Here is a 23,031-nt window from a genome sequence, read left to right as displayed (position 1 = left end):
CCTCCTGCCCGCAGCTTTCCACCAGGAGATCACGAAGGCACCGATTATCGCGTCGATCACATCTTGGCATGATATGATCACAACTTGCCCCGCACCCGATCCCGAAGGGTGCCGCGTTCTTGCAAGCAGCGGCTCGAGCCATCAGAATGCTGCAGCATGATGGCACTGAATCCCGCGAGTTTTCCATGGTCCTGACGGAGGCTCCTTCCCCCGCTGGCAGGACATCGTCGAGCGGCAAGGCCCTGAACGGGGCAGCGCAGTATCAGACCGTGTTGCAGGAAAAGACCCTCTGCCTCGTGCTGACCGGCTCATGGCGCAGTCACGATGCTGCTCTCCCGACCTTCTCGGACGAAGCGCTTACGGCAGCGGGGGCGACCACGATAAGCTGCGACACATCGGGCATCACCGATTGGGATACCGGGCTCGTCGCCTTTCTCTGGGATGTCCGTCGAGGCTGCGATGCGGCGGGAGTACGCTTCGACATGGCGACGCTTCCGCATCCCATGCAGCAATTGCTCGATCTGCTGCCTGAGCAGACCGCACCGGTCGTCCCTGCACGCAAAACCCGAACGCCGTTTCTGGAGAAGATCGGGATCCGGGCCGAAGCGGTTCTGGCCGAGATCGGGATTGTCGCCGGTCTAGCAGGACGGACGACCCTTGCCGGATATCGCTCCTTGTTTCGCAAGGGGGGGCTACGCAGCAGCGACCTCCTGAGCGATCTGTTCAATGCGGGCCCTTCCGCCCTTCTGATCGTAGGCGTGGTCAATTTTCTTGTCGGGGCCATTCTCGCCTTCGTCGGCGCGGTTCAGCTCCAGAAATTCGCCGCAGGCATCTATGTGGCGAGCCTCGTGGGGATTGCGACGGTGCGTGAGATGGCGGCCGTCATGACCGCCATCATCATGGCCGGACGCACCGGTGGCGCGTATGCCGCGCGCATCTCGACCATGCAGGGCAATGAGGAAATCGATGCGCTGAAGGTTTTCGGCATATCTGTGTCTTCTTACCTCATCCTCCCTGCCGTGCTTTCGCTCGTCGTCACCATGCCGTTTCTGTATCTTTACGGCTGTCTGATCGGCATGCTGGGCGGTTATGTCGTTGCCATTTCGATGCTCGACATAACGAGCCTCGGTTATTTCCATCAGACCGTGATCGCATTCGGCATCAGCCAGTTCTTTTTCGGCTTCATCAAGAGCATCGTTTTCGGCGCGTTCATCGGGCTCACGAGCTGCCGTATCGGCCTCAAGGCCGGGCGCTCCGCAGCCGATGTCGGTATTGCGGCCACCCATGCCGTGGTGATCGGCATTGTCGGCGTAATCGCGCTCGATGCCATCTTCGCCGTTATCGCCAATAGCGTGGGGATCTGATCCATGAGTGACGATCCAATCATGACCATGCAGGGGGTGACGCTCGGCTTCGGTCCGAAAATCATCCAGTCCGATATCGATCTCTCAGTACGACGGGGCAGCATCTATGCCGTGATGGGTGGCTCCGGCTGCGGAAAATCGACGCTGCTCAAGAGCATGATCGGCCTGCTTCGCCCAAAATCCGGCAGCTTCCGCGTCGGCACGCAGGATTACTGGGCAGGCTCCGATGCCCAGCGCACAGAGATCAATCATCGCTTCGGCGTCCTGTTCCAGAGCGGCGCGCTGTGGAGCTCCATGACGGTGGGCGAGAACGTTGCCCTCCCACTACAGATGTTCACAAGGCTCGACGCACGGGCCATCAGACGTCTGGTCGAACTCAAGCTGGCGCTCGTCGGCCTTCAGGAGGCCATCGACCTGACCCCGGCCGAAATCAGCGGCGGCATGCGCAAACGCGCCGGACTGGCACGCGCGCTCGCACTCGACCCCGATATCCTGTTCTTCGATGAACCCTCTGCCGGACTCGACCCCATCACCTCTGCGCGGCTGGATGATCTGATCCTGAATTTGCGCGACGGGCTTGGCGCCACCATCGTGATCGTGAGCCACGAACTGCCGAGCCTGTTCACGATTGCCGATGACGGAATCTTTCTCGACGCGCTGACGAAGCGTCCTATCGCCCACGGATCACCGCGTCATCTGCGCGACAATAGTACAGACCCGCAGGTTCATGCCTTCATGAACAGGCAACGCAATGAAGAAGGAAGCGCATCATGAACAGACAGGCCCTCGTCGGTGCGTTCGTTCTCGGAGGCCTGGCGCTCATGATCAGCGCCTTCGTCTTTTTCGGTAATTTTCACCCTTTCACCCATATGGATCGGGCTGTCCTGATTTTCCGGGGGTCAACCAACGGGCTATCCGTGGGGGCGCCGGTCAATTTCCGGGGTGTTCAGGTGGGCGCGGTCGATCGAATCGCGATCGAGTATGATCCCAAAACACGCGAAGCCTATATCCCGGTCTACGTGACACTCAGACGCGACGATATCCTCGTAGCTGGTGAGAAACACGGTCATCTGCCCAGCCTGCATGATCTGGTCGATCATGGCCTTCGGGGCGAGATGAATCTCAAGAGCTTCGTGACCGGCACCTCGCAGATCGATCTCGATATCTCCCCCGGCACCCCGGCCGTGCTCCATCCCGAACTGACGGATGTGACCGAGATTCCGACGCGCCAATCCTCCATACAGGCCATTACGAATACTCTGACCCATCTCCCCCTGCGCAAACTCAGCGACGATGCCTCGGCCACGCTCGCGATCGTCCATCATCTGGCCGAGACGCTTGATCAGCGCCTGCCGGCCCTGGCTGATAGCGTTCAGGCCACATCTGACCACAGCCGTGAAACAGTGGATGCGGCGCACCAGATGATCACCACGCTCCAGCCGCAACTGCTCCATACGCTGCAAAGCGTCGACCGCCTTGCCAGCACCGGGACCGAACAGCTCTCCGCCCGCGGGCAGGAACTGCATCTGCTGCTTCAGAACAGCCGCAGCACCATGGAGACGGCCAACAAGACGCTGGCCAATCTGCAAAGCATGACCTCGCCGCGCTCGATAGATCGCGCCAATCTGGATTCCGCCCTGCGTGACATCGCCTCGGCAGCTGCCGCCTTGCGCGGCTTCGCCAATGACGTCGAGCGCAACCCGCAACTTCTCCTGACAGGACGCCGCCAATGAGACTGCACCATCTTTTTCCTGCGGTCGCTCTGGGGCTGCTTTCTGCCTGTGCTTCCGCACCGGTCCAGTTCTACACGCTCGCGCCCGTCGCGGGGCCAGTCGCGACACCACCGCGCAATGCAGCTGTGGTCTATGTTCCGCGCGTGGTCATGCCGGATTATCTCGACACCCAGGATATTCTCGTACGCGACGATAGTCGTCTTCTGCGCAGCAGCAATGGTCGCTGGGCCAGCCGCCTCTCCCAGTCGGCGACCAATCTGATTGTCGCACGTCTGTCCCAGGACTGGCCGCAGGCAATGGTGACCGCCTATGCGCCGGTTGAGACGCCCGACTCACGGCTCAGCATTACCATGGAGCGTCTGGATATGACGAGCGATGGCAAGGCTGTGGTTCTGGCAAGCTGGACACGCCTGCCCCGCGACGAAACGCGTCCTGTCCGTCAGGGACGCAGCATGGAAAGCGTACAGGGCAGCGTTGCAACCGATCAGGAGAAGGCCGCCCTGCTGCGTCAGCTTTTCGAGAAGCTGGCAGATCGTATCGCCGCTGAATCGGCGGGCTGAACCGACGGGACAAGCCGACGGGCTGGCGCATGGCCCTGGGATCGGGCAACGCTGCGAGCAGATACCCCCCGCCTCCTCTCCCGAATGACGGGAGGGCGATCAGGCGGGGCACAAGATCTGCTCTGTATCCCGGTGGAACTCCCGGGTTGGAGAACGCCCCCTCCGCCCCGAGACCAGGAGCCGACTCGGCAGGTCCTGGACTTCTCTCTCTTTCCGGGAGAGAGCTTCCTCAGAACGCCGCCTGAATGCGACTCCCGATGGAATTGATCGACCGGCCCTTGTTGTTGACGGTGCCGACCGTCTGCGCGCGCGTGGCGTCGATATGGCTGTATTGAAGCTGAATGCGGTAATGACGGTTGAGATACCAGTTGAGCCCGCCCGACCAGACAGTCTGCACCCCACCGCGCACACCCCCGGTAACCGATGCGGGCTGATCCTTGAGAATATTGCTGTTGAAGTCCATCACGCTCCAGCGGCCGACCAGCTCAAGCGCACCCCACTGGTTGTTCCAGAGATCGAAATCCTCCTTGGGCGCAGGCGCGGAAAACGCCGCATCCTTGGGGCTGTAGCGTCGCGTCTGACCGAAAAGCGTATAGCTGCCCGCAACGTAATAGCCGTCGAACCCCAGATTGGGCGCGGGGCCCTTGCGTCGTGCATCGTCGTCGCGTGTGACGCCGATATGGTAATATTCCGCCTGGATGAGTGCCTTGTCGTAGCGCAACGCGATTTCCGGCCCCGCAGCCCAGACCTTCCCGATGTCCGTAATCGTCCCGGTCGAGACGAGACGCTCATTGGTCAGGCGTGTTTCCGGTCGGTCCGTCAGGGCCAGAACACGCCCTTGGGAGGTCTGATTACGCTTGAATGAGGCGGTGCTGGACACCCCGAGATGCAGATCCACCAGCTTTGTAGCAATCGGACGCCCGGCCACACGCAACAGACCACCGATATGGCTGTCGGAAATCGTCGGGTCGGTCGTCCGGTCACCATAAGTCTGGCCGGTCAGATAGGCGCCCAGATACCAGCGGTTCTGATGGGTGCGTCCACCCAGACTCATGCGGGCATCACCTGCCGCAATCTGGCGCACCACTTCAGAAATCGAGGCGCGCTCCATGAGAATGAACCCGTTCGAGGATTCAGAGTCCTGCATGGTCACACGCGGCTGATAATACCCAAAGGTGAATTGGGAGTTGTGAACGCCGCTATAGACGATATTGGCTTCATAGAGCCCTGCTGTGCCGTCGACCGTGCGCCCCCATTCGGGCGTGAGATTGGCGAGCAGATTGCCATAGCGCCATGTCAGGGGCAGACGCAGGCGTCGCGCATTCTCGTTCATTTTCGGGAAGCGGCCCGTCTGACCCTGCGCCGCACCGCCCGATGAGGGAAAACCCCCGATATCGAAATGCATGACGAGCCCGACCGAGAAGGCATAAAGCCCGTCACTCGATGCGATGGTCGGTCGACCTGCCGGAAAGCCGATCCGTATGCCCCCGATATCGACGGTTTCCGCCGAGCGGGTCGCGCGACGGAAATCGGCAAATGACATATTCAGACCATGATCGGGCGGCGGAATGAGGTGCGTGTCGTAAGCGACCTGAGGATTGGAAGGCCGCCCCGCGCGCCGTATGATCGGAGACGACGCAAGCTGCACCGGGGCATCCCCGACAGCCGCCTTGCCCTGCACCATGGACGTTTCTGCGGAGGCAGGAACGGGGCGCGCGCCGGGCGGGACCGTGCCGGAAGGCGAAGCCGAGGATTGCTGCATTGCGCTGTTGCTTGCCAGCGCCGTGGCCGCAGAAGCCCCCGACGCGGGCAGCGCTCGCAGGACTTTCCCACCCGGCGCGGCGTTTTCGCCCTGGGCAATGCCGGATCGGGCGGATTTGGCCCGCGCTGATATGGACTGGACCGGTTTGGCTTGAGCCAGCTCGAACTTGCGCCTCATGGCGCGCTCCTTGACGAGCTCGCGCCTCAGATCGCTGATCTGACCCTGCATCTGCGCGCGCATCTCGAGCATTTCGCGTCTCAGTGCCGCAATATCATCTGACTGGCCCGCCGCCATGGCAGAAACAGGAAAAGCCGTGCTGCCAAGCAGCAGCGAAAGAACGAGAGAACGCGCACGCATAAATCGACAGGACTCTGAAACAAGCTGTGGTGCGCGCTGCTATAACCGAGCCTCTACCCCATTGGGCCGCCTGTTTTATGACAAAGAGCGACCCGCCCTCCCGAGAGTTGTGATCCGCAAGCATCCAGACTGTCTCAAACCGGTTTTCCCGGAACCTTCCGTCCGGCGAGAGTACGGAGCCTCTGGCGAGAACAGGCCAGTCGGCTCGCTGCCTTCAGGAAGAAGCTGCGCCCTCTGCTCCGGGTTTTTCTTCCGAGAGAGGGAGGAAGCGCATCGGGCAGCCATTCAGCTTGCTCCGCAACCCTGCCGAAAACGGATAGGCCACGCGGCGCGCGCGCATGATGTTCCCCAGGGGCCTGTGGGCCGCCAGACCATGCCAGGGCGAAAAACTGAGCCTGTCGTCGATCTGGCGCGAGTTCTCCTCGCTCCAGCTCGCCTGGGGCGGAAATTCGAGGCTCGCCACGACGTGAAACGGGCTCGTCGCCTCACTCCACTCCGTTGCCGCAGTCTCGATCGGATGGTCGTGCAGATCGCGGCAGAGCTGAGCGCGCAGGCTCATACGCCCGCCTTCTCGAGCCATATCCACCGCGACGGCGCGCCTGATGGCCGTCGGCTCATGATCGATCGCGATGACGATGCCCGTGAGCCGTCTGAAACTCTCTGATTCCGGCACCAGATCGAGCTTCGCGACATGGTCGCCGTAACGGAGCGGCACCTGGGAGTGGAACCTGTCCCCCAAAGGATGGGTCGGAATGAACCCGCCAAGCGCATCGAGCGCGGCGCTCCTTCTGCCGAGGCGAACAAGCATTTTCTGTATGGCACGCAGCACACGTGACAAGGCCGCCTTTGCCCCCTCTGCCCTGTCCGTGGTCAGCGCCAGAACGCGCAGGTTTTTCAGGAAGCCTCCGGCGTCGGGCGCACCGAAAACCGTACCATTGGCAAACAGGAAGTCCTGAACCGCGACCCCCTGATTATCAGGGAGGAGCGTGCCCGGCACATCGTGGATCTTGAGTGCGAAACCGCGCGGGCCGGATACTGCATCACGCAACGGATCGCCCGGAATGGCCGAGAGTCGCGCCGTCACGCGGTAGCGTGCGCCCTGCGCAAAAAGCCCCTGCGCCAGCTCGGGTGGCAGATTGGCGGGGATGGTCAGCGTGCCCGCGAGCAGCGCATGGCTCTTCGCGTGAACACCACGCGACGCATGTCCCAGATCGCGATGCGTCGCCCTGACGATCCGCGCGAAAACCCTGAGCAGTGCTCTTTGCACATTTCGTTCTTCCGGGCGCGGTGTCTCGAGCGACTCAGAGTATTGCAAAGGAGGCTTCATAAGGGCGCGTCCGACGGAGAGGGAGGGATTTGACAGCCCTCTCAACCCCGGTCCCTGAACGAAGTTTCTGCGCGTTTTCTCAGGTCCGTTCGGGTGCGCGCTCGACAAATGCCATGTCGCCCAGATCCTTCAGCATCGCGATATCGAGCGCGCCGAGATCCGTGACCCCTAAAAGCGCGAGGTCGCGAGAGAGTTCTGTCTTGAGAATGGACACGGCCTTGTCCAGCCCTGCCCCGCCGGCCAGCGCACAGGCCTGGAGGAACGGACGGCCCAGCATGACCGCATCCGCGCCGAGCGCCATGGCCTTCAGCACATCGCCCCCGCAGCGGAATCCGCTATCGATCACAACACTCATCGACCCCGCAGCCTTCTTGATTTCTTCAAGCACCTCGAGAGGCGCAACCGTGGAGTCCAGAAGACGCGCACCGTGATCCGAAATACCGATCCCATCCGCACCGATACGCGCCGCTTCTTCTGCATCTTCAGGACGCAGGATGCCCTTGAGGATGAGCTTGCCTTTCCAGCGCGCGCGGATATGGCGGATATGATCCCAGGTAAAATGGGGCGACCCGCCCACAGCGGCGATCTCGTTCGAGAAGAGCCCCGGCCCGCCCTGGGGACGGATATTGACGATCTTCGGATTTTTGTCGCGCAGGATGGTTCGTCCCAACGTGCCGAAGGTCCAGCCCGGATGGGTCATGCCCCCCAGAGTGGCGCGCAGATTGGGCCGAATGGGCATGGAGTACCCGGCGCGTGTCTCGGCAATGCGTTGCGCCGGGACGGGCACGTCGCAGGTAATGAGCAGGACGGGATAACCTGCGTTCTGCACACGGTCGATCATGCCATCGATGATCTCGAGATCGCTCGGCAGATAGGCCGCAAACCACGCGCGCGGGTTGATGCGGATAATCTCTTCCAGCGGGGTAAGCGAGTTGGCCGAGAGCGCGTAGAACAGGTTGTGTCGCCGTGCCGCCGCCGCTTCGATGCGATCGGCATCATAGCGTGTCATGGCGGCGCCACCCGTGGGCGCGAAGCCGAAGGGCTGGTCGTATTCCTCACCGAATAGCGTAATTTTCGTACTGAGCGAGGAGACATCGCGCAGGCGATAGGGCCGCCACAGATAACGTTGGAAAATGGCCCTGTTGCGTCTCAGGCTGAGTTCGGAGCCCGCCCCGTTGCGGACATATTCATAGACGGCCTTGGGCAGATAACGCTTCACCGCCTTCTCGAAATCGGTGAGCTGATAGATATCGTGGAGGCGTCTTTTCGCCGTCATGGACATGGTCAAACTCCGCTCTGGTCGCATGGGGTGCCGGGGCTGGCCCGTTCTCGTTCAGTCAAAACGGCAAGCGTTGCCCGTTCGGCAGCTGGATCTGACGTCACGTTAATGTGAGGATGATCGATCCTCACCGGATATCGCTTTCCCGCCGCCTAACACGCGGAAAAACCTCGCAATGGTCGTTTCGGTTCATGAATATAAAATAATTTTACAAACTGTGTAGATGAACATTCGCACTTGACGCGACGTTGCTCCGCCACACAGCCAAACGCCGGAGCATCGATGCCATGTCCATGAATGTCAGTGAATTCATGTGGAAACGCCTCCAGGAATGGGGCCTCAAGCGCGCCTATGGATATCCTGGTGACGGCGCTGGTGGCATCGATGTAGCGCTGCAGCGCGAGATCGACGCGGGGCGTGTGGAATATGTTCAGGTACGCCACGAGGAAATGGCCGCCTTCATGGCCTCAGCCCATGCGAAATTCACGGGTCAGGTCGGGTTGTGTTTCGCCACCTCCGGCCCCGGCGCTATCCATCTGCTGAACGGGCTCTATGACGCCAAGCTCGATCACGTGGGCGTAGTCGCGATCATGGGCCAGCAGGCCCGCACCTGCATGGGGTCGAATTACCAGCAGGAAGTCGATCTCCAGTCGCTCTGCAAGGATGTCGGCTCGGAATATATCGTGACCGTCACCGAACCGTCGCAGATGCGCCATGCGATCGATCGCGCCGTGCGCATCGCCCGTGACAAACGGGCACCCACTATCGTGATCGTGCCCAATGACCTGCAGGAACTCCCCTACAAGGACGGCCCTGTCGCCCACGGCTATACCCATACCGGCATTGGCGAGACCGTTACGTCCAAGGTGCCCGACATGCGGGGGCTGCAGGACGCTGCCGCTCTCCTCAACTCAGGCAAGAAAGTCGCCATTCTCGCTGGGGCCGGTGCGCTCGAAGCCACGGACGAACTGATCGAGATTGCGGAGCTGCTTGGTGCGGGCATCGCCAAGGCGCTGCTCGGCAAGGCCGCCGTCCCGGACGAACTCCCCTATGTCACGGGGTCGCTCGGGCTTCTTGGCACCAAACCGTCCTGGGATCTGATGAAGGAATGCGACACCTTCCTGATGGTCGGATCGGCCTATCCCTATAGCGAATTCCTGCCCGATCCGGGCCAGGCACGTGGCGTGCAGATCGATATCAACCCATCGAATCTGTCTCTGCGCTACCCTATGGAAGTCTGCCTGCAGGGCGATAGCGTTGCCACGTTGCGTGCGCTGATCCCGCTTCTCCAGCGCAAGACCGAACGTAGCTGGCGCGAGAAGATCGAGAAGGAAGTCGCCACGTGGTGGAAGGTGCTCGAAGCACGCGCCATGACCGATGCCAATCCGATCAATCCGCAGCGTGTCTTCTGGGAAATGTCACCGCGTCTGCCCGAAAACGCCATCATCACCGCCGATTCCGGCTCGGTTGCCAACTGGTTTGCCCGTGACCTGAAAATCCGTCGCGGCATGAAAGCATCTCTTTCCGGCGGTCTGGCCTCGCTTGGGGCAGGCACGCCCTATGCCGTTGCCGCCAAGATGGCCTTTCCGGAACGCACCGTCATCGCCTGTATGGGCGATGGGGCGATGCAGATGAACGGCCTGAACGTGATGATCACGATTTCCAAATACTGGAAGCAGTGGGAAAACCCGCGCCTGATCGTTCTGGTGCTCAATAACCGGGACCTCAATCAGGTCACGTGGGAGGAACGCGTCCAGCTCGGTGAGGGCAAGACGACGGCCACCCAGTCCATTCCGGATTTCCCCTATCACAAATATGCCGAGCTTCTGGAGCTCAAGGGCATTCTTGTGGATCACCCCGATCAGATCGCCGGTGCTTGGGACGAGGCGCTGAGCGCGGATCGCCCGGTCATTCTCGAAGCCCGCACCGATCCGGATGTCCCCCCGCTCCCTCCGCATATCACCCTGCAACAAGCCAAGGCCTTCCTCACTTCCCTGCCCACCGAGCCCGAACTGCTTGACGTGATCCGTGGCTCCGCCAAGGAAATGCTGGCGACCTTCCTACCCACGAAGAAATCCTGAGTGGCGCGGTATAAAGGTCCGCGTGGCGCGGCCGGTTGGGCTCTTGGCCTGACCGGCGCGCTCACCGCAGCCTGTTTTGCCGCCGCAACACGCGGCGGCCGCATGGCACGACACCCCGCCACGCTGCCACGCGCCAGCGAGCCACCCCCCTCCCCCGAAAAAGCGACACTCGCTGCACGACGTCTCAACAGGTCAGCCGGGACTCTGGCCGCCAGTGTCCTGTTCGACTCTGCGGTCGAACATTATCGGGGCGATTTCGAAAACCGTGCGATGTACACCCCCATCGTCACCTCGGCTCTGGCACTTGCGGTCTCGGCCCATGGCACGTTCGACAAGAGCCCGGCTGCACACAGAATGCGCGACGGTGTCTACCTGCTGACCGGTGTCGTGGGGCTGATCGGCACGGGCTTTCACGTATGGAACGTGGCGCAGAAGCCGGGGCGATTTATCTGGCAGAACCTGTTCTATGGCGCGCCTCTGGGGGCGCCCATGGCAATCGGGCTCTCTGGGCTGCTCGGCTTCTTTTCAGAACGCGTACGCGATACGCCCATTGGGCAGACGCCACGCCTCTTTGGCCTGCCTGCCGGGCGCGTGATCGGAGCTGTTTCAGGCGCGGGCATGGTCGGCACGACTGCGGAAGCCGGGTTGCTCCATTTTCGCGGCAGCTTTCACGATCCCTTCATGGCACTCCCGGTGACCATGCCACCCGCCGCGGCGGCGGCGCTCACCAATGCCTCACTGGGCGCAGCCCATACAGACCGGCGCCTGACCCGCTGGTGGCTGCGTGCTACCGCCATCATGGGCGTGTCGGGCACGGTCTTTCATGCCATCGGCATAGGCCGTGACATGGATGGCTGGCGCAATATCCAGCAGAACCTGCTCAACGGGCCGCCCATCCCCGCACCCCCCGCCTTTACGGGTCTGGCGCTGGCCGGTCTGGCAGCGCTCGACCTGATGGAGGATGACAGCGATGTCTGACACCCTTCCAAACCCCCTCGATGAGCGTTATCCGGGCTATGACGTGCTCGACAAGCGCCTCACCCCCTCCTGGAACGACGCCACGCGGCGCGTGATCGACGCGCGTCTCGCGGTGCCGCGTGAGGCACGATTTCTGAATGCGCTGGAATGGCGCACATTGAGCGCGCTGTGTGATCGGGTCATGCCGCAACCGACCTATCGTCCGCCTGTGCCGCTCGCCGCCTATGTGGACCAGAGACTGCTCAGCGATACACGCCCCGGCTTTCGTGATGCCGCCCTGCCTCCGCAGCGCGAGACCTGGAAGAATGGCCTCGCCGTTTTCGAGGCTGAAGCGATGGCGCGCCACGATCAGAGCTTCCATGCCCTCACGCCCTCCGGGCAGGAAGCCCTGATGATCGAGGCCGGTGCGGGCAGGCTCGGCCATGCGGGGTGGAGCGCCGAGCAGATGCAGCTTTTCTTCAATGGTCATGTGCTAACCGATATTCTTGGCGCCTATTACGCCCATCCTACCGCCTGGAGCGAGATCGGCTTTGGCGGTCCTGCCAGCCCGCGTGGGTATGTGCGTATGCAGAATGACCGGCGCGACCCATGGGAAGCGATAGAGGCCACACCGGAAACGGTTGAGAAGACGCGCAAGGAAAACCGCAATGTTCGATGATCCCTTGCACACGCCTCGCGCGCTGAATGGCCGTGCCCCCGATGTGTTTCGCAAGGGTGCCTGGGTGCCTATGCGCGAGTACAGCCAGAACGAGGCTGTTGATTTTGTCGTCATCGGGACCGGCGCGGGTGGCGGCCCGCTGATCGCCCGTCTGGCCGAGATGGGCTATTCGGTGATCGGGTTCGATGCCGGAGCCTATTTCAGGCCGCTCGAGGATTTCGCCTCGGACGAAACCAGCCAAAGCCAGCTCTACTGGACCGACGAACGGCTGATCGACGGCGCCAACCCTATCAAGATGGGCAGCAATAACAGCGGCAAGGCGGTTGGGGGCTCGACCGTGCATTTCGCCATGGTTTCGCTGCGCTTTAGGCCCGAATGGTTTCAGTCGCGCACCAAGCTCGGCTATGCCGTGGACTGGCCGCTCGATTGGCGCGAAATGTGGCGCTACTACGACAAAGCCGAGCGCGATCTCGCCATAGCAGGGCCGATTTCCTACCCCTGGGGACCCAAACGCCCCCGCTATCCTTATCGGGCGCATGAAATCGGCGGAGCTGCGGAATGGCTGGCGCGCGGTGCCGAAGCCATGGGGTATCAATGGTCCGAAACCCCGCTCGCCACAGTCTCGGCACCGAGGGGGGATTCCCCTTCCTGCGTCTATCGCGGTTTCTGCCGCGTGGGATGCTCGACCAATGCCAAGCAGAGCCAACTCGTGACCTATATCCCCCGCGCACTGAAAGCGGGGGCCGAGATACGCGATCTCGCCATGGTGGGGCGCATCGAAACCAATGCCGAGGGGCTGGCGACAGGGGTGCATTACCATCGCGAGGGGCAGTGGCACTTCCAGCGTGCGAAGCAGGTCATCGTGGCGGGTTATGCCATCGAGACACCCCGCCTGCTGCTGAATTCAGCCACAGACCGCTTTCCCGACGGGCTGGGTAATCGCTCGGGCTATCTGGGGCGCAATCTCATGGTGCAGTCCAATCAGGCCGTCTATGGCCGGATGAAGGAGATGGTGCGCTGGAACAAGGGACCGCCCTCGCTCACCATTACCGAGCACTGGAATTATGAAGATAAGAAGGATTTCTTCGGCGGGTATTGCTGGATGGCCCAGGGACCGCTGCCACTCGAATGGTCGGCTGCGGTGTCCTCCTCGCGCGGGCTGTGGGGCGAAGCACTGCGTCAGAAGATGATGGATTACAACCATCAGGTCGGCCTCAAGATGGTCGGGGAAATGCTACCCAGCATGGAGAACCGCGTCACCCTGGCCGAGGAAAAAGACCAGTACGGCCTGCCCATCACGCGTATTACCTATGGCTGGCAGGATAATGACAAGACGATGATCCAGCATGCGCTGGGCGAGATGCAGCGGTCGCTCGAACTCGTTGGGGCGCAGGATATCTGGCGTCAGGAAAACGACACCAACCATCTGGCCGGGACGGCACGCATGGGGTTCTCGGCGGAGAACTCGGTCGTCAATGCCGATTGCCGAAGCTGGGACGTGCCCAATCTCTGGATCTGCGACGGCTCGATCTTCCCCACAACGGGCGGGGTGAACCCCTCCCTGACCATTACCGCTATCGCGCTCCGCACGGCGGATCGTATCCAGACGCTCCATCGCCAGGGCAAGATCACCCTCTGACCCTATGCCCCCGTGCCTCTACTCGACACGCAGAAAGAGCACGGGGCCGCATCGCGGATGGTCCACCGACAGACGCAGGCGCGCTTCCTCCCTCCCGGGAATGAAAGCGAGGCTGAAAGGCGCAAAGCTGGTGCTCTGCCCCCCGCTCAACGCCGGGCCGGACTCCCAGCCGACAGCGTCATGGCCATAGGCGCAGAGCAAGGACATGCGCCCTCCCGGTTCCGGTATGCCGACCTCGTTACCACAGGCAAGGCTCAGACTGAGCCGGTTGGACCCTGAGAGTGCGGCGGTCAGAGATGCGGATTGCACGACATCTTCCAGAAGAAAATCCGGATAGGCGCGCGCCTGAGGCAGGTCCCGTATGGCCTGCGACACGGTCTCTATCGTGCCCTTCAGCCGCAGCGTTGGTCCGGGGGACGAGAAACACCGCATGGCGTCGGCCCAGCTTCCGGGCGGGGTACGCGCCCAGATGACCATATCCAGATCCTGCCGCGGCAGATGGGCGAGCGTATCTTCCAGCCCGCCGGCACGCACATGGGGGCCGTTCGCGCGCTCGCTAAAGAGACGGTCCGGTTTGGCATCGCGGCCGTGCGCTCTCTCAGCGGTAAGCGTCGCCCCCATGGGCGTCAGCCCGGCGGCGTGACCATTCAGCCCGACGCCCTCATGATCCGGCCAGCTTTCAATGGCGAACACGCCCATCCCCCCAATTGGCCAGATCCCACAGGGCTCTCTGCTCGGGCGAAAGCGGGTTTCCTGTGCCGTCTTCCGTACCAAGATCGTCCGGTCCGAGATCGGTTTCGTCTATCGTCAGCAGGAGCCGTCCGCCTGCGCGTCTTTGCGCCGCGCTCAAGGGCGGCGAGCGGTGACGTACTGTACAAAGCTCAGACCATTCCGGATGTGCGGTGCCCGCCAGAATGACCAGCGCCTCGGGGGGCGTGTCATGCACCTTCTCACCGCCATCGCGTGTCCATTGGACTCCGGGGCCGACATAGCTGCGCAACAGCCGAAGCGCGAGATGATCCACGTGGAACTTGCGGCAGCTATCCGTCACCACCTGCTCGAGCCGGATACGCAGCACATCGCGGCGGGTGATATCGGCATAAAGCCGCGCGAGAGACAGGACATCCTCAGCCAGAGCCGGGGTTTGCGCGCCCAGACAGGCATGTATCCCCGCAGCGAGAGCGGCGAGATCCCCCCTCAGGACGAGCAGGCTTGGGCGTTGTGAAAGGTAGAGCTGCGCCTCGCTGCGGACGACTGGCGTCAACCCGAGCGGCAGGATTGTCATATCGCCAACAGGCAGGGTGATATCGAGGGGCTGCCTGCGAAAGGCCAGAATGCGACGGGTCGGGCAGGACTTGATCACGGTCGGAACTCTCATTGCGTTATGTTATAACATAACATTTTTAGAGCCGAGATCAAGATGTCCTCTCCCCTGCCCCCCATAGTCGATGGGTCCGCTCCTGTAGTGCTGCCGAACAACACAGGTCGAGGTGATCCCCGCCTTCCCGTGACCATCCTGTCCAGGTTTCTGGGGGCGGGCAAAACCACGCTCATGAATCACCTGCTGAACAACCGCGACGGGCTGCGTATTGCGGTGATCGTCAATGACATGAGCGAGGTGAATATCGATGCCGCCCTGATCCGGTCCGGGGGCGGGGCGTTGAGCCAGACGCAGGAAACGCTGGTCGAGATGACCAATGGCTGTATCTGCTGCACCTTGCGCGACGATCTGCTCACCGAGATCGGTCGCCTCGCGGCCATGCAGAGTTTCGATTACCTGCTGATCGAATCCACGGGCATTGCAGAGCCGCTTCCCATCGCTGCGACCTTCGAATTTCGCGACGAGGACGGGCGCAGTCTGAGCGATGTCGCGCGCCTCGACACCATGGTGACTCTGGTCGATGCCGCCAATCTGCTGGCTGATTTTTCCTCCACCGATTTCCTGCGTGACCGGGGGGAAACAGCCGGGGAGGAGGATGGCCGCGCCCTCGTCGATCTGCTGACCGATCAGATCGAGTTTGCCGACGTGATCCTTCTCAACAAGATCGATGCCGCGACCGAAAGCCAGAAACAGACGGCAAGACGCATCATCCGCGCCCTGAACGCTGACGCTGTGCTGATCGAGACGACGGAGAGCCGCGTTGATCCGGCGCGATTGCTCAATACCGGTCTCTTCGACTTTAATCGCGCCCATCGCCATGCCCGCTGGGCACAGGAACTCTACCACCCGCAGAGCCATACGCCAGAGACAGAAGAATATGGCGTCAGAAGCTTTGTCTACAGGGCGCGACGCCCGTTCGAGCCCCTCGCCTTCGCCCGTTTCATCGAGGAATCATGGCCCGGCCTTGTGCGTGCCAAGGGGTATTTCTGGCTGGCGTCACGGTCGGACTGGGTAGGAGAACTGAGTATTGCAGGCGCGCTGTCCCGCAATCAGGCGGCGGGGCGCTGGTGGGCGAGCATCCCGCGGGAGGATTGGCCCGAGGATGCCGCGTGGCGCGACACGCTCAACGGCTATTGGGACGAGACCTATGGCGATCGCAGACAGGAACTCGTCTTTATCGGCGCCGGGCTGAACGAGGCGGCCCTACGTCTGCGCCTCGATAGCTGCCTGGTGGCACCGGGCACAGATAGCGAGTCCGATCCCAGCGCCCATACCGGTCTGCCCGATCCTTTCCCCGCATGGGGATAGACGTAAACCATCCTCCCCGCGTCTAGCGTGCGCCGGGACGGGTCTGACGACTGATGAAAATGGCGAGCAGGATGATCGCGCCCTTGATGACATTCTGCACGTAGGGCGAGATATTCATCAGATTGAGCCCGTTATTGAGCACGCCCAGAAGCAGGGCACCGATCAATGTGCCGATGATCGATCCGCGCCCGCCGGAAATCGCCGTCCCGCCCAGTACCACGGCGGCGATGGCATCGAGCTCGAACCCCATACCGGCATTGGGCTGGCCACTCATGAGACGCGAGCTGAGCAGGATACCGGCAATCGCGGCTGTCACCCCGCTTACAAGATACACGATGACCTTGTAGCGACGCGCATCGATACCCGAAAGGCGCACGGCGTCCTCATTGCCGCCAATGGCGAAGATATACCGCCCGATCGGCATTTTCTCGAGCATCACATAGGCCACCACGAAGGTGAGCGCCATGATCACGATAGGGGTCTGTACCCCTAGAATGGTGCCACGCCCCAGAAAGCCGAACCAGTCGGGCAGGCCGGTCACCGGGTAGCCATTGGTGTAGATCAGCCCCAGCCCGCGCGCGATGCTCATCGAGGCGAGTGTCACGATAATCGGGGGCATACGCAGACCGGCAATGCACAGCCCGTTGCCGAGACCGAACACCATGCCCGCCCCGATCCCCGCCACGATGGCCACGACGCCCGACACACCGCTGGCGAGCAGCCCGGCGGTCAGCGTGCCGGTGAGCGCCATGGTGGCGCCGACTGAGAGATCGATGCCGCCGGTCAGGATCGCGAATGTCATGCCAACCGAAATGATGGCGTTGATCGAGACCTGGCGACCGATATTCTCCAGATTGCCCAGCGACAGGAATCGGCTGTTGAGAAACATCATGCCGATGACAACCACGATGAGCCCCATGGCCGGCAGAAACGCAGTCGAGCGCCGTGACAGCGCCATGAGGGAGTCACGCATGGAGCGGCGCTCCTGGCCCGGTGGGGTGATGAAGGGCATATCCCGGTCCGACGGGTTTCGTACCGCTTGATGTGGCATGACGCATGATCTCCTCGGCGTTAAGCGCGTCTCCTTCGAGAATGGTCGAGATGGCGCCACGATAAAAAACAGCGACGCGGTCACACATCCCGACGATTTCGGGCAGCTCTGACGAGATCATGATGATCGCATAGCCCTCCCCGGTCAGGTCCCGCATCAGACGATAGATTTCCGCTTTGGCCCCGACATCGATCCCACGCGTCGGTTCATCGAAGATCAGGATCGGGCAACGACGATTGAGCCAGCGCGCAATGACCACCTTTTGCTGGTTGCCGCCGCTGAGTGTGACGGTTGCCGTCTCGTCATCCGGAGCCTTGACCTGCAGGGCGCGCATGAGAGAGGCGGTTTTCTCACGCTCCTTGCGCCGGTCGATCAGCCCTGTGCGCCGCGTATACTGGGCAAGATTATTGATCGAAATATTGTCGCGGATACTGAATGGCAGGATCAGCCCTTCCGTCTTGCGGTTTTCGGGCAGAAGCCCGATCCCTGCCTTCAGCGCCGCTGCCGGATCGGACAAGGTGACGTCACGCCCATGCATGGTGACGCTCTTGCCTGGACAGGGAAGCGCCCCTATCAGGGCAAGAGCGGTCTCCGTCCGGCCCGAGCCCACCAGCCCTGCAAAACCGAGAATTTCGCCCGCGTGCAGATCGAAATCGCTCATGGCGGCATCGCTTCGGCTCCGCAGATGTCGTGCCGTCAGCAACACGCTGCGCTCGGCCGTATCGGCCTTGGGCGGGAAACTGTTTTCGATACGCCGCCCGACCATCATCTCGACCAGATGATCCATGGTGCAGGATGCGACCGGGGTCAGGCCGACATTCGCCCCGTCGCGTAGAATGGTGATGCGGTCGCAGATCTCGAAGATCTCCTCGAGATGATGCGAGACGAAAATGATCCCGATGCCTTCATCGCGTAGCTGCCTCATGACACGAAAAAGCAGCGCCGCCTCATTGGGCGTCAGAGGCGCTGTCGGCTCGTCCAGGATCAGGATACGCACATCAAGCGAGAGCGCCTTGGCAATCTCCACGAATTGCTGCTCGGCAACGCTCAGCCGCCCGACCGGGACGCTCAGGTCAATCTGCACACCAATGCGCTCGAAAAGGCTAGCCGCCTGACGCGCCATGGCCGTGCGGCGGCTCAGCCCGAGCGCATTGCGCCTTTCGCGCCCCAGAAAGATATTATCGACCGCGTCGAGATCGGGCACCAGGCTGAATTCCTGGAACACGATGCCGATGCCCCGTGCGATGGCGTCGCGATAGCTCGTGAAATGGCATGTTTCGCCATTGAGCCGCATCTCGCCCTCATCCTGGCGCTGGATACCGCCGATGATCTTGATGATGGTCGATTTCCCGGCACCGTTTTCACCCAGAAGCGCATGGATCTCACCGCGCATAAGTTCGAGGGAGACGCCCTTGAGCGCTTTGACGCCAGGAAAGCTCTTGGTGATGCCCTGCAGCTTCAGGAGCGGCAGGGCAGAAGAAGACTGCATTTCTGTCATGATGCCTTGCCGCCCCGGAATACGTGTTCAGGAATGGGTGTTCAGGATCTGAGAAAAAGGGGGGCTTAGCCCCGCTTCATGCTCACCAGCTGAAGGTCTTTGCCCCCTTGGCGTCGACCAACTCCACATCCACCGGTACGGTGGCGGGCGGCACTGCGCCCCAGTATTTCGCCAGCGCCATGGCCAGAGCGAGGCGGATCTGCTGGCGCGGGAATTGCGCGGCCGTGCCGATAAAATGCGAGCCCGGCTTGGCAATGGCCTTGATCGCCTCGGGCGCACCATCCACGCTCACGAGCTTGACGTCATGCCCGCTTGAATCGATGGCCGACAACACGCCCAGCGAGCCGTTATCGTTGACGCTGAAAATGCCCTTCATGTCGGGATTGGCCTGCAGCATGTTCTCGGCCACCGTCAGGGCCTGATCGCGCTCCTGCTTGCCGTTTTGCGTGCTCACGATCTTGATGCCCGGGAATTTTGCCAGAGCCGCCTTGCATCCCTTCACACGCTCCAGGATCGGCACCACGGGAATACCGTCTATGATACCGACATCGCCCTTGGTGATGGTCTGGCCCAGATAGGTGCAAGCCTTGAACCCGGCATCGTAATTCTTCGATCCCACAAAGGCATCGATGGGGCCATTGGCCTGGGCATCGACCGAGACGATGGGGATATTCTTGTCGTGCACGGTCTTCACGATGGACGCGACACCCGCTGAATCTGTCGGATTGATGAGGACAATCTGCACGCCCTGCTGCACCATATCCTCGATATCGCTGACCTGCTTGGACACGTCATGATGGGCATCGCTGACGATTAGCGTAGCCCCGATGGATTTGGCCGCATCCTGCAGCGCGTCCTTCATGGTCACGAAATAGGGGTTGTTCATCTCTTGAAAGGACACGCCGATCTTGAGCGGCTCGGCGGCGCAAGCCTTGCCGGAGGCCAGAGAGAGCGCAGACCCGGCGATGAGGGTCGTGGCGAGAAGCGTCTTGAGAAACTTGTTCATTTTGAGCTCGTATCGAAATAGGGCATTCCCTGCCCGGTGCAGTTTTCCATGCCCCGTCATGCGGGCATGGGCTCTGATGATGCGACGTCCCGACCCGGCTCAACCGGTCGGAGCGCCCGGTTGAGCCGGGTCAGATGGCGGTATAGCCGCCATCAACGAAGATCTCCTGCCCGTTGATCATCCCCGAGGCAGGGGTAGCGAGATAGAGCACCAGGTCGGCCACTTCCTGAGGCGTGGCGACGCGACCTGCGGGAATTTTCTCGAGAAAGCGCTGAAGCTTGTCACCCACACCCCAAACACGCTCGCCCATGGGCGTCCAGACCACAGTGGGGCAGACGGCATTGGACTGGATGTTATGCGGCGCCCATTCGGCGGTCATCACCTTGGTCAGGCCGTTCAGACCGGCCTTGGAGGCCACATAGGGGCCGTGATCGGTCAGCGCCACGCTGCTGGCCATGGAGCTGATATTGATGATCTTGCCGCCCCCGGCATCGATCATGCCCGGCACCAGCGCCCGCGCCATGAGCCAGGGCACCCGCAGGTTGAGATTGAGGATGGAATCCCATTCCTCAACACTCTGCTCGGTGAGCGATTTCGGTATGCTCATCCCCGCATTATTGACGAGGATCGTCGGCGTGCCGATTGCGCTGCGTATACGTGCGGCAGCCTGCTCTGCGGCTCGGGCATCGAGCAGATCGGCGGCAATGGCGAGGCAGGTCCGGCCCTGCGCGGTGACGAGGGCGCGCGTCTCGTCGAGAAGCGCTTCATCGCGCGCAATGGCGACGATATCGGCCCCTGCGGCGCTCAGCGTCTCGCAGATGGTGACGCCAAGCCCGCGCGAGGCCCCGGTGACGACGGCAATCTTGCCTTGAAGCGAGAAACGGGTGGAGAGATCGGTCATGACAGGCTCATGCCTCCTGCAGGCGACGCTCTGAAGCGCCAAGGGTACGGGGACGCACCATGAAGTGAGGCGCGGTGATCTGGTGCGATTGCTGGCGGAACTGACGCGGCGTGCAGCCACGCAAACTCAGGAACACGCGATTGAAATTCGAGAGATTGCTGAACCCTGCTTCACGACAGATATCGGTCACCGCCATGGGGGTCGTGGCGAGCAGATGGCAGGCATGGCCGATACGCAGCTTCTGCACGAAGCTCATGAACGTCTCCCCTGTCACCGCGCGGAACTGGCGCGAGAATCCCGAGGGCGTCATGCCGATGGAGGAGGCGATTGTCTCATGCCGGATCGTGGCGGGATCGGTCGTCAGGAGCTGACGCACCAGGCGGTTGATGCGCGCCGCGCCGGAAACCCCGGCTCCCCCCGGCAAACTGCGATCGCGCCCAGTGGAAAGACGCCGCCAGGGCGATTGCGACAGCGCGGACAGCAGGGAGACGCAGGAGGCGAGTTTCTGCCCGGGGCTTTGCGCTCCGAGCGCAACAAGCGCCTCGGCATGGGCCAGAGCCTGCCCCCCTGTAAATTCGAGTCCGTGGACCGACTCAGCCAGCATGCGCGTCAGCCCGGACAACTCCGGGCAAAGCGCGATCAATCCCTCGATCCAGCCCTGACTGAACTGGAGCACCACATCACGCCCCCGGAGAACCTCCCCCTCGGAAAGGGGGCTGAACCACGCATGGGGCAGGTCCGGCCCGATGAGTACAAGCTGACCCACCGCAAACGGGCCGATATGGTCGCCAATCATCGCCCGGCCTGCCCCCTGCGTGATCAGATGCAGCTCATATTCCGGATGGTAATTCCAGCAGGCAATAGCTGCCGGATAATCATGCTGGTGCCAGCGGAAGCTGCCGGTCTTCTGCTCCGGTATCAGCTCGAGAATAGCCGGGTTCTGCGCGCCTCGACCATTCTGACCCGAGGGGGTGTGAGCGGTAGGGATGCCATTGAGAAACGACATGAGACGTGCCTCGTCTGTGCAGGGAGTCAGAGCGTGATCTGGAGTTTGACGTCTTCCGGCCGCCCTTCCGCCGCGCGCTCGAAGGCCGCGATACCCTCGCTCAGCGGGAAGCTGCCAGAAATGAGAGGCTTGAGGTCGATGCTCCCCGAGGCAATGAGCGCGATGGCGCGATCATAGACATGGGCATAGCGAAAGATCGTCTCGATGCTCAGTTCCTTGGCTTGCGCAGCGACGATATCGAAGGCGATTTTCCCGGGCGGCATACCGACCAGAACCAGACGCCCCCCGGGGCGTGTGCAGTCCAGCGCGTCCCGATAAGCGCTTTCGAACCCGCTTGCCTCGAAGGTGACATCCACGCCCCAGCCCTCACCGCATTGGGCGGCGATACGCTCCGCAGGCTTCGTCTCCGCCAGATTGATCGGCACGATATTGGCATAGCGCCCGGCTATCGCGAGTTTGGGGGCAGAAAAATCGCTGATAAAGACCTGGCTCGCGCCGGAAGCCAGGGCGGAGAGCGCCGTCATGATGCCGATAGGCCCAGCCCCGGTGACGAGACAGATATCCCCCGGCTGGATCTTCGCCTTGACGCAGGCATGGACGCCCACAGCCAGTGGCTCGACCATGGCCCCTTCGGCGAAGCTCACATTCTCGGGCAATCTGAACGTATAGGCGGCAGGATGCACCACAGATGGCGTCAGGCAGCCATGCACGGGTGGCGTCGCCCAGAAGCGTACAGCCGGATCGATATTGTAGTGCCCGAGACGCGCAGCGCGAGAGAGCGGGTCGGGGATCCCGGGCTCCATGCAGACGCGATCGCCGATTTTCAGCGTCGTCACGTGCTCGCCAATGGCCGTGATCACCCCTGACGCCTCATGCCCCAGCACCATGGGCTCGCGCACCACAAAGGGGCCGATCGCGCCATGGGTATAGTAATGCACATCGCTGCCGCAGATGCCGACGGTATGGATAGCGATACGCACATCATCAGGTCCGAGCGTGTCATCCAGCGCGATCTCCCGCAGGGACAGTTTGCCACGCTCTTCCAGAACCAGTGCCTGCGCCATCTCGTCATTCCTCCCAAGGCCGCCACAATCCCAGAATGCGGGAACGTGACAGATCTGTTAGATATAACGAGGCTATCT

Annotated in this window: 20 protein-coding genes; 9 read left to right on the top strand and 11 right to left on the bottom strand. The window is 62.0% G+C overall.

The genetic code is table 11. The features are described 5' to 3' along the window. The first annotated feature begins 185 nt into the window (after window positions 1-185). Genes WFJ47_RS09520 through WFJ47_RS09505 form a run of 4 tightly spaced genes read left to right on the top strand, consistent with a single transcriptional unit; the run spans window position 186 to window position 3,657 of the window. Window positions 186-1,364 carry an MlaE family ABC transporter permease gene (locus tag WFJ47_RS09520; protein ID WP_408868645.1) on the top strand — a complete coding sequence of 393 codons (1,179 nt, stop codon included), beginning with the start codon at window positions 186-188 and terminating at the stop codon, window positions 1,362-1,364. A gap of 3 nt (window positions 1,365-1,367) precedes the next feature. Next, on the top strand, window positions 1,368-2,138 hold the full coding sequence (locus tag WFJ47_RS09515; RefSeq protein WP_336762578.1) for an ATP-binding cassette domain-containing protein: 771 nt from the start codon (window positions 1,368-1,370) through the stop codon (window positions 2,136-2,138). Continuing rightward, complete coding sequence (locus WFJ47_RS09510; protein WP_127103239.1) at window positions 2,135-3,097, top strand: MlaD family protein; 963 nt, start codon at window positions 2,135-2,137, stop codon at window positions 3,095-3,097. The genes WFJ47_RS09515 and WFJ47_RS09510 overlap by 4 nt, the downstream gene beginning before the upstream one ends. Then, a complete protein-coding gene (locus WFJ47_RS09505; RefSeq protein ID WP_336762577.1) occupies window positions 3,094-3,657 on the top strand; it encodes a PqiC family protein in 564 nt (187 codons plus the stop codon). The genes WFJ47_RS09510 and WFJ47_RS09505 overlap by 4 nt, the downstream gene beginning before the upstream one ends. 229 nt (window positions 3,658-3,886) lie before the next feature. Here WFJ47_RS09505 and WFJ47_RS09500 read toward each other — a convergent pair whose 3' ends face one another. The 3 genes from WFJ47_RS09500 to WFJ47_RS09490 form a co-directional block, all read right to left on the bottom strand. Continuing rightward, a complete protein-coding gene (locus tag WFJ47_RS09500) occupies window positions 3,887-5,776 on the bottom strand; it encodes a porin (protein ID WP_336762575.1) in 1,890 nt (629 codons plus the stop codon). A 214-nt stretch (window positions 5,777-5,990) separates the two neighbouring features. Next, window positions 5,991-7,043 carry a catalase family protein gene (locus WFJ47_RS09495; RefSeq protein ID WP_336762574.1) on the bottom strand — a complete coding sequence of 351 codons (1,053 nt, stop codon included), beginning with the start codon at window positions 7,041-7,043 and terminating at the stop codon, window positions 5,991-5,993. Window positions 7,044-7,182: 139 nt separating this feature from the next. After that, complete coding sequence (locus WFJ47_RS09490; RefSeq protein ID WP_158625433.1) at window positions 7,183-8,385, bottom strand: alpha-hydroxy acid oxidase; 1,203 nt, start codon at window positions 8,383-8,385, stop codon at window positions 7,183-7,185. A 290-nt stretch (window positions 8,386-8,675) separates the two neighbouring features. Here WFJ47_RS09490 and WFJ47_RS09485 point away from each other — a divergent pair, with 290 nt between their 5' ends. Genes WFJ47_RS09485 through WFJ47_RS09470 form a run of 4 tightly spaced genes read left to right on the top strand, consistent with a single transcriptional unit; the run spans window position 8,676 to window position 13,738 of the window. Further along, the gene (locus WFJ47_RS09485; RefSeq protein ID WP_336762676.1) at window positions 8,676-10,463 is read left to right on the top strand and encodes a thiamine pyrophosphate-requiring protein; all 1,788 of its coding nucleotides are present in this window, start codon (window positions 8,676-8,678) and stop codon (window positions 10,461-10,463) included. Then, window positions 10,464-11,441, top strand: coding sequence for a hypothetical protein (locus WFJ47_RS09480; protein ID WP_336762572.1), 978 nt, complete (start codon window positions 10,464-10,466; stop codon window positions 11,439-11,441). After that, window positions 11,434-12,099, top strand: coding sequence for a gluconate 2-dehydrogenase subunit 3 family protein (locus tag WFJ47_RS09475; protein ID WP_336762570.1), 666 nt, complete (start codon window positions 11,434-11,436; stop codon window positions 12,097-12,099). Before WFJ47_RS09480 ends, WFJ47_RS09475 begins: the two co-directional genes overlap by 8 nt. Next, entirely contained in the window at window positions 12,089-13,738 is a 1,650-nt protein-coding gene (locus tag WFJ47_RS09470; RefSeq protein WP_127103233.1) for a GMC family oxidoreductase, read from the top strand. Before WFJ47_RS09475 ends, WFJ47_RS09470 begins: the two co-directional genes overlap by 11 nt. Window positions 13,739-13,756: 18 nt before the next feature. Here the strand turns inward: WFJ47_RS09470 and WFJ47_RS09465 are convergent, their stop codons facing one another. Both WFJ47_RS09465 and WFJ47_RS09460 read right to left on the bottom strand, forming a co-directional pair. After that, a complete protein-coding gene (locus WFJ47_RS09465; protein WP_336762568.1) occupies window positions 13,757-14,431 on the bottom strand; it encodes a hypothetical protein in 675 nt (224 codons plus the stop codon). Then, the gene (locus WFJ47_RS09460; RefSeq protein ID WP_336762567.1) at window positions 14,418-15,116 is read right to left on the bottom strand and encodes a DUF1826 domain-containing protein; all 699 of its coding nucleotides are present in this window, start codon (window positions 15,114-15,116) and stop codon (window positions 14,418-14,420) included. Before WFJ47_RS09460 ends, WFJ47_RS09465 begins: the two co-directional genes overlap by 14 nt. A 42-nt stretch (window positions 15,117-15,158) precedes the next feature. Here WFJ47_RS09460 and WFJ47_RS09455 point away from each other — a divergent pair, with 42 nt between their 5' ends. Continuing rightward, complete coding sequence (locus tag WFJ47_RS09455; protein WP_336762565.1) at window positions 15,159-16,427, top strand: GTP-binding protein; 1,269 nt, start codon at window positions 15,159-15,161, stop codon at window positions 16,425-16,427. 22 nt (window positions 16,428-16,449) lie between these two features. Here the strand turns inward: WFJ47_RS09455 and WFJ47_RS09450 are convergent, their stop codons facing one another. From WFJ47_RS09450 to WFJ47_RS09425, 6 genes are all read right to left on the bottom strand, one after another. Beyond that, entirely contained in the window at window positions 16,450-17,400 is a 951-nt protein-coding gene (locus tag WFJ47_RS09450; protein WP_264817531.1) for an ABC transporter permease, read from the bottom strand. Next, window positions 17,393-18,967, bottom strand: a complete 1,575-nt coding sequence (locus WFJ47_RS09445) for a sugar ABC transporter ATP-binding protein (protein WP_336762561.1) — start codon at window positions 18,965-18,967, stop codon at window positions 17,393-17,395. The genes WFJ47_RS09450 and WFJ47_RS09445 overlap by 8 nt, the downstream gene beginning before the upstream one ends. 91 nt (window positions 18,968-19,058) lie before the next feature. Next, window positions 19,059-19,982 (bottom strand): ABC transporter substrate-binding protein, encoded by a 924-nt coding sequence (locus WFJ47_RS09440; protein WP_336762559.1) that lies wholly within the window; start codon window positions 19,980-19,982, stop codon window positions 19,059-19,061. A 130-nt stretch (window positions 19,983-20,112) separates the two neighbouring features. Further along, entirely contained in the window at window positions 20,113-20,883 is a 771-nt protein-coding gene (locus WFJ47_RS09435) for an SDR family oxidoreductase (protein WP_336762557.1), read from the bottom strand. Between the two features lie 7 nt (window positions 20,884-20,890). Continuing rightward, complete coding sequence (locus tag WFJ47_RS09430; protein ID WP_336762555.1) at window positions 20,891-21,889, bottom strand: AraC family transcriptional regulator; 999 nt, start codon at window positions 21,887-21,889, stop codon at window positions 20,891-20,893. 26 nt (window positions 21,890-21,915) lie between these two features. After that, complete coding sequence (locus WFJ47_RS09425) at window positions 21,916-22,953, bottom strand: NAD(P)-dependent alcohol dehydrogenase (protein ID WP_336762553.1); 1,038 nt, start codon at window positions 22,951-22,953, stop codon at window positions 21,916-21,918. Between the last annotated feature and the right edge of the window lie 78 nt (window positions 22,954-23,031).

The organism is Asaia sp. VD9, from assembly GCF_037150015.1.
Lineage (GTDB): Bacteria > Pseudomonadota > Alphaproteobacteria > Acetobacterales > Acetobacteraceae > Asaia.
This window is presented reverse-complemented; position numbering and strand designations above follow the sequence as displayed.